This is a genomic window from Brevibacterium sp. ZH18 (assembly GCF_022748595.1).
In the GTDB taxonomy this organism is placed as follows: Bacteria; Actinomycetota; Actinomycetes; order Actinomycetales; family Brevibacteriaceae; genus Brevibacterium.
The window spans coordinates 39360-55484 of sequence record NZ_JALDSX010000015.1 but is presented as its reverse complement, the minus strand read 5'-3'; the positions used below and the strand labels follow the sequence as shown (position 1 = coordinate 55484).

General features: G+C 63.3%; 13 protein-coding genes. 7 read left to right on the top strand and 6 right to left on the bottom strand.

Annotation, left to right across the window (positions count from 1 at the left end; all coding sequences use genetic code 11):
- Positions 1-36: 36 nt before the first annotated feature.
- The 3 genes from MPN20_RS07885 to MPN20_RS07875 are packed head-to-tail and all read left to right on the top strand — an operon-like array spanning position 37 to position 2763.
- Complete coding sequence (locus tag MPN20_RS07885; RefSeq protein WP_242780958.1) at positions 37-1056, top strand: ABC transporter ATP-binding protein; 1020 nt, start codon at positions 37-39, stop codon at positions 1054-1056.
- 1 nt (position 1057) lies between these two features.
- Complete coding sequence (locus tag MPN20_RS07880; protein WP_242780957.1) at positions 1058-1930, top strand: ABC transporter permease; 873 nt, start codon at positions 1058-1060, stop codon at positions 1928-1930.
- Between the two features lie 59 nt (positions 1931-1989).
- Complete coding sequence (locus MPN20_RS07875) at positions 1990-2763, top strand: response regulator transcription factor (protein WP_242780956.1); 774 nt, start codon at positions 1990-1992, stop codon at positions 2761-2763.
- 19 nt (positions 2764-2782) lie between these two features.
- Here the strand turns inward: MPN20_RS07875 and MPN20_RS07870 are convergent, their stop codons facing one another.
- From MPN20_RS07870 to MPN20_RS07860, 3 genes are all read right to left on the bottom strand, one after another.
- On the bottom strand, positions 2783-3967 hold the full coding sequence (locus MPN20_RS07870) for an ABC transporter permease (RefSeq protein ID WP_242780955.1): 1185 nt from the start codon (positions 3965-3967) through the stop codon (positions 2783-2785).
- Positions 3964-4851 carry an ATP-binding cassette domain-containing protein gene (locus MPN20_RS07865; protein WP_242780954.1) on the bottom strand — a complete coding sequence of 296 codons (888 nt, stop codon included), beginning with the start codon at positions 4849-4851 and terminating at the stop codon, positions 3964-3966. Before MPN20_RS07865 ends, MPN20_RS07870 begins: the two co-directional genes overlap by 4 nt.
- A gap of 276 nt (positions 4852-5127) precedes the next feature.
- Positions 5128-5526 (bottom strand): hypothetical protein, encoded by a 399-nt coding sequence (locus tag MPN20_RS07860; RefSeq protein ID WP_242780953.1) that lies wholly within the window; start codon positions 5524-5526, stop codon positions 5128-5130.
- A 424-nt stretch (positions 5527-5950) separates the two neighbouring features.
- On the opposite strand from MPN20_RS07860, the gene MPN20_RS07855 reads away from it, so the two are divergent.
- The 3 genes from MPN20_RS07855 to MPN20_RS07845 are packed head-to-tail and all read left to right on the top strand — an operon-like array spanning position 5951 to position 10006.
- Positions 5951-7699: a SpaA isopeptide-forming pilin-related protein gene (locus tag MPN20_RS07855; protein ID WP_242780952.1), complete on the top strand. Its 1749-nt coding sequence runs from the start codon at positions 5951-5953 to the stop codon at positions 7697-7699.
- 10 nt (positions 7700-7709) lie between these two features.
- On the top strand, positions 7710-9092 hold the full coding sequence (locus MPN20_RS07850) for a SpaH/EbpB family LPXTG-anchored major pilin (RefSeq protein ID WP_242780951.1): 1383 nt from the start codon (positions 7710-7712) through the stop codon (positions 9090-9092).
- On the top strand, positions 9089-10006 hold the full coding sequence (locus MPN20_RS07845) for a class C sortase (protein ID WP_242780950.1): 918 nt from the start codon (positions 9089-9091) through the stop codon (positions 10004-10006). The genes MPN20_RS07850 and MPN20_RS07845 overlap by 4 nt, the downstream gene beginning before the upstream one ends.
- Here the strand turns inward: MPN20_RS07845 and MPN20_RS07840 are convergent.
- The 3 genes from MPN20_RS07840 to MPN20_RS07830 form a co-directional block, all read right to left on the bottom strand.
- On the bottom strand, positions 9978-12668 hold the full coding sequence (locus MPN20_RS07840; protein WP_242780949.1) for a helix-turn-helix transcriptional regulator: 2691 nt from the start codon (positions 12666-12668) through the stop codon (positions 9978-9980). The genes MPN20_RS07845 and MPN20_RS07840 overlap by 29 nt on opposite strands.
- 226 nt (positions 12669-12894) lie before the next feature.
- Positions 12895-13545 carry a response regulator transcription factor gene (locus tag MPN20_RS07835; protein WP_242780948.1) on the bottom strand — a complete coding sequence of 217 codons (651 nt, stop codon included), beginning with the start codon at positions 13543-13545 and terminating at the stop codon, positions 12895-12897.
- Positions 13546-13548: 3 nt separating this feature from the next.
- Positions 13549-14901, bottom strand: a complete 1353-nt coding sequence (locus tag MPN20_RS07830; RefSeq protein WP_242780947.1) for a histidine kinase — start codon at positions 14899-14901, stop codon at positions 13549-13551.
- Positions 14902-15125: 224 nt separating this feature from the next.
- Here MPN20_RS07830 and MPN20_RS07825 point away from each other — a divergent pair, with 224 nt between their 5' ends.
- The gene (locus MPN20_RS07825) at positions 15126-16010 is read left to right on the top strand and encodes an NmrA family NAD(P)-binding protein (RefSeq protein WP_242780946.1); all 885 of its coding nucleotides are present in this window, start codon (positions 15126-15128) and stop codon (positions 16008-16010) included.
- Positions 16011-16125 lie beyond the last annotated feature (115 nt).

Genomic DNA, 16125 nt, shown 5'->3' with positions numbered 1-16125 from the left:
TCAGCAGGGTCGCCTGCATCTTCCTAATCTGAAGTCATGACCACACAGATGACAGCAGCACACAGCACAACCGATCAGGGCACGATCCCGTCCGCCGTCGTCCTCGACCACCTGACCAAGCGCTTCGGTAGCCTCACCGCAGTCGACGACATCGACCTGAGTATCCGACCGGGCGAAGTCGTCGCCTTCCTCGGGCCCAACGGTGCAGGCAAGACGACAACGGTCGACATGCTCCTGGGACTCAGCCTTCCGGATGAGGGGTCGGTCGAGGTCTTCGGCATGTCACCTCGGCGGGCGGTCAGTCGCGGGCTCGTCAGCTCGGTGATGCAGACCGGGGGACTCCTCGATGACCTGACGGTGCGCGAAACCGTTGAGTACACCTCGGCGATCTTCGCCTCCTCCCTCGATGTCGACGTCGTTCTCGAACGTGCCGGCATCGCCGAAATCGCGAAGTCGACCGTCAAGAAGTGCTCGGGCGGACAGAAGCAGCGACTCCGCTTCGCCATGGCTCTCCTGCCGGACCCGGCCCTCATCGTCCTCGACGAGCCCACTACTGGCATGGACGTCACGGGCCGCCGGGACTTCTGGCACGAGATGCGTGCCGACGCTCTGCAAGGCAAGACGATCCTCTTCGCCACGCACTACCTCGAAGAAGCCGACGAATTCGCCGACCGAGTGATCCTTGTGGCGAACGGTCGAATCGTCGCCGACGGGCCGGCACACGAAATCCGATCGATGGCCGCGGCGAAGACCGTGAGCGCGACCTTGCCTCTCCGCGACAGCGAGGACGACGGAATCGTCGGTGCGGTCGAGGCGTCCGCACTTCCCGCCGGGTCGAAGTCGTTCGAAGACACCGGTGACACGGCACTTCTCGACATCCTGGGTGGCTTGGCTGGTGTCGAATCCGTCGAGATCCAGGGCCGGCGGCTGAAGATGCGCACGACAGACTCTGACGCAGCTGCCCGAACACTCTTCGACAACGCCTGCACTGATCTGGAAATCACCTCCCACTCACTCGAAGACGCCTTCATCAGCCTGACCTCGAAAGGGGCATGACATGACCACCAACCCGACCACCAACCCGACCACCAACCCGACCGCAGACCAGACCGCGACTCTTCGCACAGACGAGGGCACGACCTCGGCGAGTCCGAACCGATTCCTCGAGTCCCTGAGCGACCGCCGTGCTCCGCGCTTCGGAGGATTCTCCTGGACCCTTCTGCGACTCGAGCTGATCCGCAAAATGCGCAATCGACGCACTGTCATCTTCACCATGGTCATGCCCGCGGTCTTCTACCTCATCTTCGGACTGACCAATCGGGGTGAGATGCTCGGCAGTACCGATGCGGCCCTTTACATCTCAGTGTCCCTGGCCACCTACGGGGCCATGGTGGCCACGACCACCGGCGGAGCGCAGGTCGCGGTCGAACGTGCACTGGGGTGGAGCCGCCAGCTGGCGCTGACACCGCTGCATCCGGCCGCTTACATCCTCACCAAAGTCATCGTCTCGATGGCGCTCGGGGCGTTCTCCGTCATCGCCGTCTTCGTCCTCACCGCACTGACCGGAGTCCATGCGCCACTGGGGACGATGATCGTCTGCGGACTCCTCGTCATCCTCACCTCCTCGGTGTTCGCAGCCTTCGGCGTCATGCTCGGATATCTGCTGCCTGCCGAAAACGCCATCCAGCTCTCGAGCATGGCCCTGGCCGTCCTCTCACTCATCGGTGGGCTCTTCGTTCCTCTGGCGGTCTGGCCGGATGCGCTGCAGACGATCGCACGCTTCACGCCCGCTTACGGTGCGGGCGAGATCGCCCGTGCACCGCTGGGCGGGGGTTACGATCGATGGGCAGTGATCAACGTCGTGGTTTGGCTGGCGATCTTCGTGACAGGTTCCGCCTGGGCACTGCGCCGAGACACTGCCAGGGTGTGAGGCGGCCGCACGAAAGCGCTGCCGTCCGGGGCCTGACTGTGCGAGACGAGGAGACGGGAATGAGCTCAGAGACCGAATCGCGGTCGCTCCCAGTCATCCGCTGGTTCTTCCCCCTCTTCTGGCTCGTCTTCCTCAGCTATCCACTGTCCGGCGCCTGGAGCCAAGAACCCACAGCTCGGTTCTGGGGGCTGGGCCTGACCGTTGTCTTCGCCATCGTCTTCTACCTGGCGTTAGCGATCTCAGGTGCCGGCGTGGGCGGCCTGTCCCGTCAGACCAGCAATCCCGACTCGGGTCTGTCCCGAACGTCGAAATGGGTCGTCTTCACCGCGCTGATCGTCATGATCGTCCTGGCCGGCGTCGCGGTCCCGCTCATCGGGGAGACCTCGCTGTCGTTCCTCGCCTACATCTCCGTGATCGTCGTCGCCGCCGTCCTCCATGCGCAGCATCCGCAGGTCAAGGTCATCATCGTCACGACCTATGGGCGTCCGGGGTGGGTCAAGCGGGCCATCGACGCCGAAGTCAGCGGGTTCATGGTCAAGGATGCTCCGGTCGAACACCTCGCCGAAGGAATCCGCAGGGTGATGGCGGGACTGAGCGTCATCGATCCCGAACTCGTCGTCGAATCCTCGATGCACGGCATCAACCCGCTCACCGAGCGGGAGACCGACGTTCTCCGTGCCACAGCCGGCGGGGGCAGCATCGAGGAGGTCGCCTCGGCGCCCTTCCTCTCGACGGGCACCGTGCGCAACCGCCTGTCAGCAGCGATCGGCAAGACCGACGCCCGCAACCGCGCCGATGCCGCCCGCATTGCCCGCGACAACGGCTGGCTGTGAGCCTTCGTCGGTAGGCCGTTTAGCCCCTCGGTCGGCTCAGCGCCTGCTTCCACGTCACCTTCGGCCCCGACTGGAGGATCGAGCGTTCGAAGATCCGCGTCGCGATCAGCAGCGCCAGCACCGTTGTGACCGCGAGGATGAGCAGTGAGACCAGCGGTTCCCACCATTCGATCGTGCCGAGGAAGACACGCATCGGGACGGCGACTGCCGCGGAGAACGGGATGTAGCTGAGCACGGCCATGACCGATTCGTTGCTTGAGAAGATGATTACGGCCATGTACGGCAGGAAGATGAGCATCATGATCGGCGAGCTCGTCGAGCCGAGGTCCTCGGTGCGCGACACCATCGAGGCCGCCGCCGCGTAGAGGGCCGCGATCATGACGAAACCGACGAGGAAGAGCGGGACGAACCACGCGATCGGGCCCATCACCTTGCCGAGCACCACATCGTTTCCGCTGATAGCGGCCCCAACGAGGACCGATACTGCGGTCAGAGCGATCTGTGCGAAGGCTAGGATCGAACACGCGAGGACCTTGCCGAACATGAGTGCCCTCGCCGAGGTGGACGCGAGCAGAATCTCGACGATCCGCGACTGCTTCTCCTCCACGACCGACGCGGCGATCGTCGATCCGAACGTTACGGCCGACATGAAGAACACGATGCCCAGGCCCAGGCCGAGGAAGTTCGTGAGCACCGGGTCAGGGGCGTCGGGGTCGAGGAGTTCGACGGTGGGCACTTGGCTGAGTGCCCCGGTCAGCGAATCCGGGGCTGAGCGCTCGGCGATGACCGTGAGACCGACGGGGGACTGGTCGTCCTCGACGACGGCTGCGGCGACGTCTCCGCTCTTCACGAGCTTCTTCGCCTCGTCGACGGTGTCGACTGGGATGGCATCGATTCCGTCGATTCCGTCCACGGCCTTCGCCCCTGCCGAGGTGACCGCCACCTGGTCCGTCGATGACAGCAGTGAGGGAAGCGCCCCCGACACGGCCACGAGTGCCCCGAAAAGGACGATGCTGAAGATCGTCGAGATCATGAATGCCTTGGATTTGAGGCGGACCGCGATCTCGCGTTCGATGATCAATCCGATGGCCGTGGCGAAGTTCGCCCGGGTCGCGGTCATGGGTGCGGGCTGATTGCCGTTACGGGCTGTCGTTGATGTCGATGCGTAATTTGGTGCGGAGGCTGGGTTCGTCTGGGCGCTCATGCCTGTGTGACCTCCTGGAAGAGTCGGTTGAGGGGCACGGTGTGGGGTGCGAAGGCCGTCACAGAGGACTCGGCCAGGGCTCGGCGGAGGAGCGCCTCGGCGGTATCGGAGTCCGGCGCGGCGAAACGCACCCAGCTTCCGTCCAGTTCGACGACCGTGATGTCGGGGATTTCGCGGACCCAGCCCATGTCCGCATCGGTCTGCAAGGTCCATTCGGGGCTGCTGCGCTGTCTGCGCAGCTCGGCAGCCGTGCCGTTGGCGACGAGACGTCCCTGGTTGATGATGACGATGTCGTCGACGAGGCGTTCGACGAGCTCGAGCTGGTGGCTGGAGAAGAGCACCGGTGCGCCGGTGCGGGCGAAGTCCTGGAGCACGTCGAGGGTGCGTTCGACCGCGGCGGGGTCGAGGCCGGAGAAGGGCTCGTCGAGGACGAGGGCCTGCGGGCTGTGGATGAGAGCGGCGGCGATCTGAACCTTCTGCTGGTTGCCGAGGCTGACCGATTCGAGGGTGTCGCTCGGCTTGCCATTCAAATCGAGCTGCTCGAGGAGCTCAAGCCCGCGCTGTCGGGCCGTGCTGCGGCTGAGTCCGTGGAAACGGGCCAGATAGACGAGCTGATCGATGATGGGCATCTTCGGATAGAGCCCGCGCTCTTCGGGCATGTAGCCGATGGCACTGCGGTGAGCAGGGGAGATGATCTGGCCGTCGACGGTGATGCGGCCAGAGTCTGAGGCCAGGACGCCGAGGAGGATGCGCATGGTCGTCGTCTTGCCCGAGCCGTTGGAGCCGACGAATCCGGTCATCCGGCCGTCGCCGATGCTGAAGGACAGGTCATGGAGAACTTGTTTGTCGCCGAAGCTGCGCGAGATGCGCTCCAAAGTGATCATGCCTCAAACCTATTCGGGTCCGTGGTGATCCGCCTCAGCCGAGCGGACTATTTCCTGCTCACCGATGTGGGGGAGGACTCGGCTCGTCCAGGACGGGCTGGTCTGGCCCAGGGCTTTCTCCTCGAGTAGGTAGTCACGGGTGCAACTACTCAGTAGTTGAATATGAAAGCACCTGACTTTCGAGCGACTACGTGGCTATTGCTGAAGTGGGTGCTCTCAGCAACGTGTTTGTTCTTTCAGGTTCCTAGTCTGAAGAAGTTCGTCAAGCTCTGCCCCTCAAATCCCCTGCCTGTCTGCAGCCTGCACGCTGCCGTGCGCGCGGACAGGAACGTGAGGCCACACGAGCGAGATCGTTTGGAACCGGAATGAGGAATCTATGGCGCTGGCACGATTGCACATGCGTTCAACCTGGGCTGCATTGACTGCATTGGTCATTGTCCTGACGGGCACTGGTGTCGTGCTCATGCCGGCTGCGCCTGCGCACGCCGCCACGTCAGCGCCGGCAACTTCGGCACCGGCAACGAAGGCTCCCGCAGCTGCGCGTGCAGCGGCGAGTCCTGTCTCGATGACCTGCGAACCGGGGAATGTGTACTCGGTGTCGAGTTCCGGGCAGATGCGCAGAATCAGCACCGCGGGCTCGTCGAATGCCGGGAGTTCTGCGACAAAGAAGGACAACCGAGGTCGGGATGTTTCCGTTGAGAATTTCAACGGGCTCGGCATTGGTGCAAACGGTACCTCGACCTATGCCTATGAACGTACAAGCGGGAGCGGCTACAACATCGGAGCGACCGTCTACACATTTGATCGCAGCAGCGGCGAATGGTCTTCCACAGGCAAGTCGACAGGAGACACCCAGACCAACCTCGTTGCTGGCGCGGTCGATCTCAAGAGTGGGAACTACTATTTTGGTGGTTTCACCAGCGGCGGCACCAGTTTCAAAATTTATCAGTACAACTCGTCATCGGCATCGATTTCTTTGCAGGGCTGGATCGATACAAGTGCAAATTCCGGAGGCTCCGCCAACGGTGACATGGCTTTCGACTCGAGTGGCAACCTCTTCATCGTTCGCGGTTCCAGCAACACTACGACGGTATTTTCAGTGACAGCCGCCAGTCTCGCAAGTGCCACGGGAGGCAAGATCACCTCGGCTAAGTCGGCCGGCTTCACAACCAACGCCGACGTCAACGGAGTGGCGTTTGATGCCAGCGGAAAAGCCTATTTGGGCACCGGTACGACGATCACCAGCTACGACATGCCCGACTGGTCGAACAAGCTCGATTTCGCTTCAGGCAGCTGGTCGAGCAGCGACCTTGCTTCATGTTCCTCGCCAGCCACCATCACACTTCAAAAGGAAGTGATCGGAGGACGGGCAGAGGCCTCCGACCAGTTCGCACTGTCGCTCAAGCAGGGAAGCACCGACCTGGGAACAGCGACGACGACCGGCACTTCGACAGGTATCCAGAAGGAAATCGTCGGGCCTCAGCCTGCCAAGCGCGGAGCAATCGTCACGTTCTCCGAAGCGGGAGCAAATGGGGCCGACCTCGGCGACTACGCCAGCGCCTACTCGTGCACGGTCGATGACAAGCCGATGAGCGGAACGTCAGGATCGGGCACCTCCGGCACCTCGGGCACCGTGACCATTCCGAACACCGGCGACGCCATTGTCTGCACGATCTCGAACTCGCCTCTGACTGCCAACGTCTCGATCCACAAGGACGTCGCCGACGAAGACGGCAAGAACGTCAAGCCGGGCAAGGACTGGACGGTCGGTGCGAAGGCCACTGCCACGACCGATGGCATCACTCAAGCACCTACCGCAGCCACGCAGAAGACCAACGCCAGCGGCGATGCCAAGTGGGCACTGAAGTTCACTAAGACCACAGGCCGCGCCACCATCGCAGTCTCCGAGACCCAACAGGACGGCTTCGAGTTCAAGGAAGCCTCCTGCGACATCACCCACCTCGACGGGACCAAGGACACGAAGAAGCTGACGAACGAGTCGGCGACGAACCTCACCGGCGTCAAACCCGGCGACGACGTCTCGTGCTCTTACCTCAACAAGGTCAAGGGCACATCGCTCACCCTCGTGAAGAAGGTCGACAACAAGGCCGCTGCCGGTACCGCGAAGGAAACAGACTGGACTCTCAAGGCCGCGGGCGACAAGGACACAGGCACCACGACCATCTCGGGTAAGACCGGGTCGAAGGACATCACCGCAGCCAAGGTCAAGGCCGGCAAGTACTCACTCTCCGAGTCGACCGGGCCCGCAGGCTACGAGGCTTCGGACTGGGTCTGCAAGCCGACTGCAGGTTCCGGACTCGTGACCGCGTCGAAGGACTCAGTCACTCTCAAAGCCGGCGACGATGTGACCTGCACGATCACGAACACCGCAAAGACAGGAACCGCCACGTGGAAGAAGACCGACGAGGGCGGAAACGCGCTCAAAGGCTCCGTGTGGACGATGACCGGTCCCGACGGAACCGCGGTCGAGATCGAAGACTGCACAGCCGCCTCGGCGGACAAATGCACCGGTCCTGACAAGGACCCTGCCGAAGGCAAGTTCGCCGTCAGCAGCCTCAAATGGGGCGACTACTCACTCGTTGAGAAGTCCGCCCCGGCGGGATACGTCCTCGACGACACACCACACACATTCACCGTCTCCGGGTCCGATGCCGAACTCACGCAGTCGGTCGGATCGTTCACCAATGAGCAGAAGCCGCCTGTCGCGTTGCCGCTCACGGGTGGAACCGGAAGCCAGATTTTCATCATCGGCGGTGCCGCACTGTGCGCAGCCGGTGCTGTAGGAGCACTTCTCAAGGGCCTGCGCCGCAGGAACCGGAAGCACTGAAAGGGAAACAATGAAAAACAGGAAACTGGGTCTTCTGCGGCGCTTGACCGCTGTGGCCGCGATCGCCTCGCTGAGTGTGCTCGGCATGGCCGGCACAGCACAGGCCGATAGCAACGTGGGCAACATCGATTCGAGCAAGTCCGGATCGATCGTTCTCCACAAGTTCGATGGCAGCGAAGGCACCGATGGCGGAAACGGCTCTGTCATCAGCGACACCTCCGGAATGGGCAAGCCGCTGGCCGACGTCGGCTTCACAGTCAAGCAGGTCACTGCAAAGGGCGGCCAGGCGATCGATCTGACCAAGCCTGAGGGTTGGGATGCAATCTCCGGACTGCAGGCCTCCGAGGTCACCGCTGGCGGCTTCACCACAGTCGACAAGGGTGAGAAGAAGACCGACAGCAACGGAGTTGCGACCTTCGGTGGACTGCCGTTGGGCCTCTACCTCGTCACCGAGACGACACCTCCGGCGAACGCCACCGCGACGACCGCACCGTTCCTCGTCACCCTGCCGCTGTCGCAGGACAACGGCACCTGGATCTACGACGTCAACGTCTACCCGAAGAACTCGGTCAACGACACGACGCCCACGAAGACCGTGGCCAACCCCTCGGCGCCCGTCCTCGGCTCGACCGTCGACTGGACGATCACCGCTCCGGTTCCCCGCGCAAACCACGGTTACACGTCCTTCGTCATCACCGACAAGCTGGACGCGCGACTGGAATTCCAGTCGGCTTCACTGGCTGGTTTCACGGCGAACACCGACTACACGGTCTCCAACTCCAACGGCACCGTGACGATCACCTTCACCGCCGCCGGGCTGAAGAAGCTCAAGGCCGGCAACGACGTCGTCGCCACGGTCACCACGAAGGTGACCAGCCAGGGTGACGGCACCATCGAGAACACAGCTCTCGTCAATGTCAATGACTCCAATGCCAAGACCCCTGAGGTCAGCACCAACTGGGGCTCGCTGACAATCCACAAGTTCGCCGAGGGCGACAAAGCAAACAACCTCGCTGGTGCGGAATTCGCAATCTACTCGGACGCCGCTGCCACCAAGGTCGTCGGGAATCTGATCACCAAAGCCGATGGCACCGCCTCGATCACCCTGTGGGTCGGCAACAACGACGATACCACCCAGGATTACTGGGTCAAGGAGACCAAGGCGCCTGCCGGCTACGTCCTCGACGGTTCGGTCAACAAGGTCACTGTGAAGGCCGGTACGACCGCTGCAGCTGTCGGATTCGACTTCGCGAACACCCAGCAGGGTCACCCGAACCTGCCGCTGACCGGTGCTGACGGAAAGATGCTCGCGATGATCGCAGGCATCGGACTGATGCTCATCGCCGCTGGTGCAGCCATCGTTGTGGCCAACCGCCGCAAGAACCAGGTGTGACACCCTCGCCTGAACGCACGCGGCGCCCGTCGACTGACGGGCGCCGCTGGCGTGTCCCCGTATTCGCTCTGGTCATCGCACTCATCGCTCTGAGCGGGCTCGGCATCTGGACTTATCCCAGCGCCGCAGCGTGGTTCTCGCAGCTCGACCAGTCGAAGATCATCGGCGATTCAGCGAGCGTCACCGAGACCGATCGAGCCGAGGATGCCAAGCAGCTCGAACTTGCACACGAATACAACGACGCCCTGCAGTCCGGTGCGCAGCTCGAATCGAACCATCGTCTGCCATCAGGCAGCGGCACCTCGGCGAACGGTGCCCCAGCCTACGAAGATGTGCTCGACGACGGCAGCACTGGAGTCATGACCCGGCTGCGGATCCCATCGATCAAGCTCGATCTGCCCGTCTACCACGGCACCAGCGACGAGACTCTGCTCAAAGGCCTCGGGCATCTGGAGGGCACGAGCCTCCCTGTCGGAGGGCAGGACACGCACTCCGTCATCACCGGCCACCGCGGTCTGGCCGAGGCCACGATGTTCACGAATCTGGACAAGGTGAGCGAGGGCGACAGGTTCACCCTGACCACATTCGGGCAGGTGCTCGCCTACCAGGTGGTGCGCACCCAGGTCGTCGAGCCCGATGAGACCGAATCGCTGCAGCCGGTCATCGGGAAGGACCTCGTCACTCTTGTCACCTGCACGCCCCTAGGCATCAACTCACAGCGCATCCTCATCACGGCAGAACGCGTGTTCCCGACTCCGGCCGCCGATCTTGAAGCGGGCACCGCCGAGCCCGATCTGCCCGGCTTCCCCTGGTGGATCCTCATCATGGGAGCAGGCTTGGTCGTCGCAGGGGTCTATGTGTGGTGGTCTGGACGACCGGTGAGAGTCACCGCATCGGACGGCGCGCGGCATTGATCCGGCCGGAATCACGCAGCTTGAGCATCTTCATGGGGATGTCGCGGCGGCGTTCTGCCCCGAGCTTCGCCCGTGCTTGGAGGACGTGGGATTCGACTGTGCGGACCGAGAGCACGAGCCTCTGGCTGATCTGCACGTTCGTCAGCCCCTCGGCCACCAGGCGGCAGACCTCGAGCTCGCGTTCCGTCAGCGTCACAGCGGGTGAGGTCTCGGCCGATGTCGCCGAGGTGTCGGTCGCGGGCCGGGGGTCCTCGGGAGCCGTTGAGGCCCTGATCTGCAGTGCGTCCAGGGCTTCCCCGGCGACTCTGGCGCGGGCACTCATCCGCTGACCGAGGAACAGAGCGCGCGCCTGCGCGAAGGCGTGACGAGCCGCTCCCCGGTATCCAACCTGCTGCAGTTCACGGCCGGTGGCAAGGAGGGTCTCGGGGTCCTCGCTGGCCGCCGCGTCAACATGCCTGCGGGCGGCTCGCGGACCCGGAAGATCGATATCGGGGTCACTGCGCAGGGATCCACTCGCCTCGGCTGCGGTGATAGTGCCGTCGAGGAATCGAGCATGGGTGATGATGGTGCGCAGCCATATCGGTGCATCTCCGGTGTTCGTCGATCCCGGGCCGAAGAGGAACGCTGCCAGGCCATCGTGAAGTCGGTATCCCTGTGCCATCGGTTCTTCATCGGTAGCTGACAAGTTGCCGGACAGATGGAAGTACGGGGCATGACTACGCTGCCATCGACCGAAAGTGTCGCGCAGGCCCCAGCCGACGGCGAGCAGCGCCGGAGTGACCGATGCGGCAAAAGCCTCGTAATCGCGTGCAGCGCGGTCGACCTCGCCTTCGAGCAAGCGCAGAATTCCAGTGCACCAGGCGGCCGTGGCCGTCAGCTGCCATCCGCTGTGCGCCGAGGCTCCGCACGCCGTTTCCAGCAGCTGACGAGCGGTGAGCTCAGATCGCTCGTGTTCGACACCGGCGAGGAGGCAATTGACGGTGACTCCGATGGAGAAGTACCAGGCCATGGTGAAGGTGAAATCGTCCATGGTCCGTGGTCGGACTGTGACGAGCTCGTTGATGTAGTCGAATCCCGACGCAGCGGCGGAGATCAGGCTTTCGGCATCGTTGTTCTTGAGGTGGTGTTGGCACATGGCCGCCATGGCCGCCAACCGGAGTGCTGGTGATGCCTGCCGAGAGTCGAGGACCGATCGAACGTCTTCGGCTCGAGTCATCACGCTGCCAGTGAAGGATGACACGAGGTTGGCGATTCCGGGCACCAGTGGGTCGATCACGTCCCGGAGGAAATCCGTCCACCACTGCGGAAGCTCGGCATCCGAAGCGAGAGCCGCACTCGCGACGAAGAGCAGCTCAACGCAGACCGGATCGCGTTCACATCCCATGGCGCCGTGGTCGATTCCGGCCCGGACCAGCTCCACTGCGCCTTCGCGGTCTCCGTTGACCAGTCGGGCCGTGATCGACTGCAGCTCCCACTCGAGGAGCAGGGGAGGAGCATCCCGGACCGCGTCTTCGACTGTCAGGAGCATCACCGTGGCCTCCATCGGATCACCGAGGCGGTTGAGAGATCTGGCGGCTGCGAGCAGCAGCTGAACTCGGGACGGATTGAGCTCACGACCATCGTTGATGACGTCGCGGGCAAGGCTGATGGCGGCGACCTCACCGACGGGATATCCGGCCTGCCACATCCTCTCCAGCCTGCGGCGGAACTTCGTATCCTCTTCTTCGCTCGTCGCGCTGACGCGTGCGCTGTCCATCGCCGCGACATGAAGCGGCGAGACTGCGACCGAGGCCTGGCCGGTGACCTCGAGCTCGCGTGCGAGTCTCAGGTCGATGAGGCGAGCGATGACTGTGTTGCCGAAGAGCTGCTTGGCGGTGCTCAGCGGCAGGGGGCTGATGTCACCGAGCAGGCGAGCGGCGACAAGAGTGTCCCTGTGCAGGTGGGGATACTGGGCAGCCAGTCGCGACAGCGTGCGGTGGCCGAAGGGCAGGGTGTCGACGCTGGCATGGGGATAACGCTGTGGAACTCTATGCGGAGAGTCCTCTGCCCACGCGACGAGATCGGCGGCAATCAGCGGGCGTCCACCGGAGAGTGCCGCCAGGGTCCGCAGCTGCAAGTCATCCAGAGGCACGGCTCCCGACAGCCCGGACACCAACGCCAGCGATTCGCTGCCGGTCAATCGCGCCAGGTCGATCCGCTCGAGTTCACCGTTGCTCCAACCGGCCGCGATCCGACTGAGCGGTCCGTTGTCGTCTGGGCTGATGGTGCGCAATCGGTCACCGTCGATGAGGTAGACGATGGGCACTCGGGAGACGCGAAGGGCGTGGTCGATGATCGGTCGGGCCTCGGGAGAGAGCAGATGGGCGCCGCAGATGATGCGGGGGCCGCCGTCCAGCCGAGCGAGGTCCGTGAATTCTTCGACCTCTGCCGCGGTCGTGTGGGTGGTCACGCGCAGCAGGGAGAGCTGTGGCTGCCGGAGTGCGATCGCCAGTGACCTGGCGAAGTCCAGGGCGCCGTCGCCGGTCAGACAGACGACGAGAACGGACCTGTCGGTGTGCAGGAAATCCATGATCTGCTGGGATTCGCGACGCCGGGTGGCCGCAGTGAGGACGAGATCGTTGTACTCACGGTGGGTGGGTGAGGGGCCTTCTGTGCAGTGCATTCAGATGCAACCTTTTCAATCAGCAGAGACCGCGCTCGCGAGAGCTGAATCTCAGTGCTGGGGGATCGAACGTGCAATGGGACGGGGGGAGTGGGCAGTGAGACACGGGGCTGTCTCGTAACCTGCGAATAGGCTACACCCGTGATCGTCGAATATTGCTCAGGGTTGATCTTCTGTTCGATCGATCAACCAGCGGTCCGAGATGTCGGACGACTCAATTCCCCACTCACGTCCCCACGAGTCCGTTCTCGTAGGCGAAGATGACGGCGTGGATTCGGTCGCGGATGCCCAGCTTGGTCAGCAGGTTCGACACGTGGGTCTTCACGGTGGCCTCACCGACGAAGAGCCGTGCTGCGATCTCCGCATTGCTCAGCCCACCGGCGACGAGGTGGAGGACCTCGAGTTCGCGGTCGGTCAGCGTTGCGAGTTCGGGGGCCACGGCAGCGGTCGTTTCGGGACTGCGCACCGACCGCTCGATGACACGACGGGTCACCTCGGGGGAGAGGAGCCCGTCCCCGTTCGCCAGGGCGGTCACAGCATCGATGAGCTGCTCCGCCTCGGCGGTTTTGAGGAGGAACCCACTGGCACCTGCGGCCAGCGCTTGGAAGAGGAAGTCGTCGCGGTCGAAGGTCGTGAGCATGAGGACAGCTCCAGCAGCGCCTCGGCGAACGATCTCCGCAGTGGATTCGAGGCCGTCCATGACGGGCATCTGCACGTCCATGCAGATGACGTCCGGGGAGAGCTCGAGGGCACGGTCGATGGCGATCTGACCGTTCTCCGCCTCCCCGACGACGGTGATGCCGTCCTCGCTCTCGAGGATCGTGCGGAAGCCGGTGCGGACCATCGACTGGTCGTCGACGAGGAGGACTCGGATCACGGTTCAAGCCTTTGCTGTGGATTCGGATGTGGTGGTCGGCGCGGAAGCGGTGCCTGATACAGAACCGACGTCAGCGCCAGACGCAGGATCGTCGTCATCCGCCGCTGCAGCGGTGCTGCGGGGATAGGGGATCCGAGCGCGGACGAGCCAACCGCCGCGCGACTTGGGTCCGGCTTCGAGACTGCCGCCCAGTGCGGTCATACGCTCGCGCATTCCGACGATGCCGAGCCCGAGCCCTGCGGATGTCTCACTCTGGACCGGTGCTGCGCCGGCGCCTCCGGAGTCGCTGATCTCAACCTCCAGATCGGCCGAGCCGTAGCGCAGACGCACAGCAACCTCGGCGTGGGTGCCCGCGTATCTGCGGCAGTTGGTCAGAGATTCCTGGATCACGCGGTAGATCGACATCTCCGTGATCGGGGTCAGCGGCCGCGACTGTCCGATCGTCGCGACCTCGATGGTCTGCCCGAAACCGCGGGCGGATTCGATGAGCTTAGGAAGGTCGCCGAGGCTGGGGTTGCCCTTCGCGCCCCCGCCCGCGGTGCCCTCATCGTTCGTGTCCCGCAGGGTGTAGACGAGTGCCCGAAGTTCGTCGACGGTCTCTCGAGTCGACGATTCGATGGTCTTCAGTGACTCGCGAGCTCTGTCCGGGTTCTTCTCGAGGCTGCGACGGGCTGCCGCAGCATGGATGCCGACCCCGGTGATGTGGTGAGCGATGCCGTCGTGGAGCTCACGGGCAATGCGCACTCGTTCGAGGTCGATTGCCTGCTTAGTCAGCTGCTGTTCCTGTGAACGAACCTCCTCCGTGGCAGAGCGCAGCTCTGTGAGCAGCACACGCTGCTTCCACGCTCGGCTGCCGAAGAGCCAGCCGCCCCCGAAGTAGACGACGTTGGTGAGCAGATTGACTCCGAAGCTCGACGCGATCTGCAGAGCGCTCATGTCTCCGCCGACCGCTGCGAACTGGATGATCATCGACGTGACGATGTAGGCGAAGATCGCCAGGCACAGCAGGAGCCGGGAGATGAAGGCCGTCCGACGACTGCGCTGCCACGCGCCGATCGAGTAGATGCCCATGAAGAGAATGATCTGCGTGACGCCGGGTTCGATGGCTGCGGCGATCTGTGCGACGACGTAGACGGCCGCTTGGATCCACGCGACCAGGCTGGGATGGCGCCTCCGCCAGATGAGTGGTGCTGCGACGGCAGCGGACGTGAGGCAGAGGACCCACAGCGGAGCCTTGATCGGCCAGACGCCTGTGGACACGTAGAGCACAGCGAAGACCATCGAGGCCACGGCCAGGCCGATGGCCAGATACACGTCGCCCTTGGTGGGCCTCAGTGATTCCGCGTTCTCGGGCATTTCTTCAGAATAGACAGTCGACCTTGGGTTCCACATCCGTCTGAGTGGGGAACGAGGTGATGGCAACTCCGGCTGAAGGCGGAGGCTTCAGTCAAGGAATTTGGCAGTTTTCGCCGTATCCGGGTCAAGTGCTGCTGGGTATGTTCGGTTCCAGGCGGTGCAGTGCCGCCTGATCCGCCAAGCATCGACGAGGAAGCAGTGGACGCATGACAGAGGAGACGAGAATGCTGATCAACCCGATCGAAAGAAGCCCGGTCGCCGTTGTAGGGGCTCGAGGCAAAACAGGTCGCGCAATCGTCTCGTCGCTGCAGAGCAGAGGGATCCCCGTGGTTGAGATCGGTCGAGCAGAGTTGCAGAACTCTGCTGAGGTGCTGCGGGGTTGCCGTGCAGCCTATCTCATGGCGCCGAATCTCCATCCCAACGAACTCGATTTCATCTCCACGCTGCTCGATGACTGTCGCCAGGCAGGAGTGGACCGGGTCGCTTACCATTCCGTGGTGGCCCCCTATGTGCCCGGAATGCCACACCACGTGGCCAAGGCCGCCGCCGAGGATGTGGTGCGAAGAAGCGGACTTCAATGGTCGATTCTCCAGCCGTGCGCGTATATCGAAAACCTGATGCCGGGTCTGCGCGATCCCGAACCGCACATCGATGTGGCTTACAGCCTCGATACTCGATTCGGACTGATCAGCCTCGCAGACGTCGGGGAGGTCGCTGCGGAGGTTGTGCTCAATGATGCCCATATCGGAGCCACCTACGAGCTTGGAGGCCCCGAACAGCTGACGGTTCGCGAATACGCGGCCGTGGCTGAGCGGGTGCTGAATCGAGCGGTCGAACTGAACTCTTCGACGCCGAGCCAATGGTCTACGTCCCATCGGAGCGTCGCGCAAGCGCAAGCGCAAGCACAAGCACAGGCGCCGGAGGCGGGCGGATCGCGATCGAGACTCGATATGCGTGAGATCGAATGGCTGGAAGCGATGTTCTCCTACTACGACGCACACGGGCTGCCATGCGGAAACCTTCCCGCACAGAGCATTCTGGGGCGAGCGTCACGCTCGGTCGAGGAGATCCTGCGATCGGCTCTGTCGTCATCATCGGACCAGGCATGAATCTTGAATTGGTGACTTCTACCAACGGCTCGTGAGTTGTTTGGCATCTTTTGCCGGTGGAGTGATGTGAGTCACGGGGAAAAATGGGTTCAAACGCTCAGCAGACCTGGGGTCA

What these genes read in the sequence shown, in the direction of transcription:
- MPN20_RS07885 (WP_242780958.1), top strand. Translation starts at nt 37, where the DNA reads ATGACCACACAGATGACAGCAGCACACAGCACAACCGATCAGGGCACG.
- MPN20_RS07880 (WP_242780957.1), top strand. Translation starts at nt 1,058, where the DNA reads ATGACCACCAACCCGACCACCAACCCGACCACCAACCCGACCGCAGAC.
- MPN20_RS07875 (WP_242780956.1), top strand. Translation starts at nt 1,990, where the DNA reads ATGAGCTCAGAGACCGAATCGCGGTCGCTCCCAGTCATCCGCTGGTTC.
- MPN20_RS07870 (WP_242780955.1), bottom strand. Translation starts at nt 3,967, where the DNA reads ATGAGCGCCCAGACGAACCCAGCCTCCGCACCAAATTACGCATCGACA.
- MPN20_RS07865 (WP_242780954.1), bottom strand. Translation starts at nt 4,851, where the DNA reads ATGATCACTTTGGAGCGCATCTCGCGCAGCTTCGGCGACAAACAAGTT.
- MPN20_RS07850 (WP_242780951.1), top strand. Translation starts at nt 7,710, where the DNA reads ATGAAAAACAGGAAACTGGGTCTTCTGCGGCGCTTGACCGCTGTGGCC.
- MPN20_RS07840 (WP_242780949.1), bottom strand. Translation starts at nt 12,668, where the DNA reads ATGCACTGCACAGAAGGCCCCTCACCCACCCACCGTGAGTACAACGAT.
- MPN20_RS07830 (WP_242780947.1), bottom strand. Translation starts at nt 14,901, where the DNA reads ATGCCCGAGAACGCGGAATCACTGAGGCCCACCAAGGGCGACGTGTAT.
- MPN20_RS07825 (WP_242780946.1), top strand. Translation starts at nt 15,126, where the DNA reads ATGCTGATCAACCCGATCGAAAGAAGCCCGGTCGCCGTTGTAGGGGCT.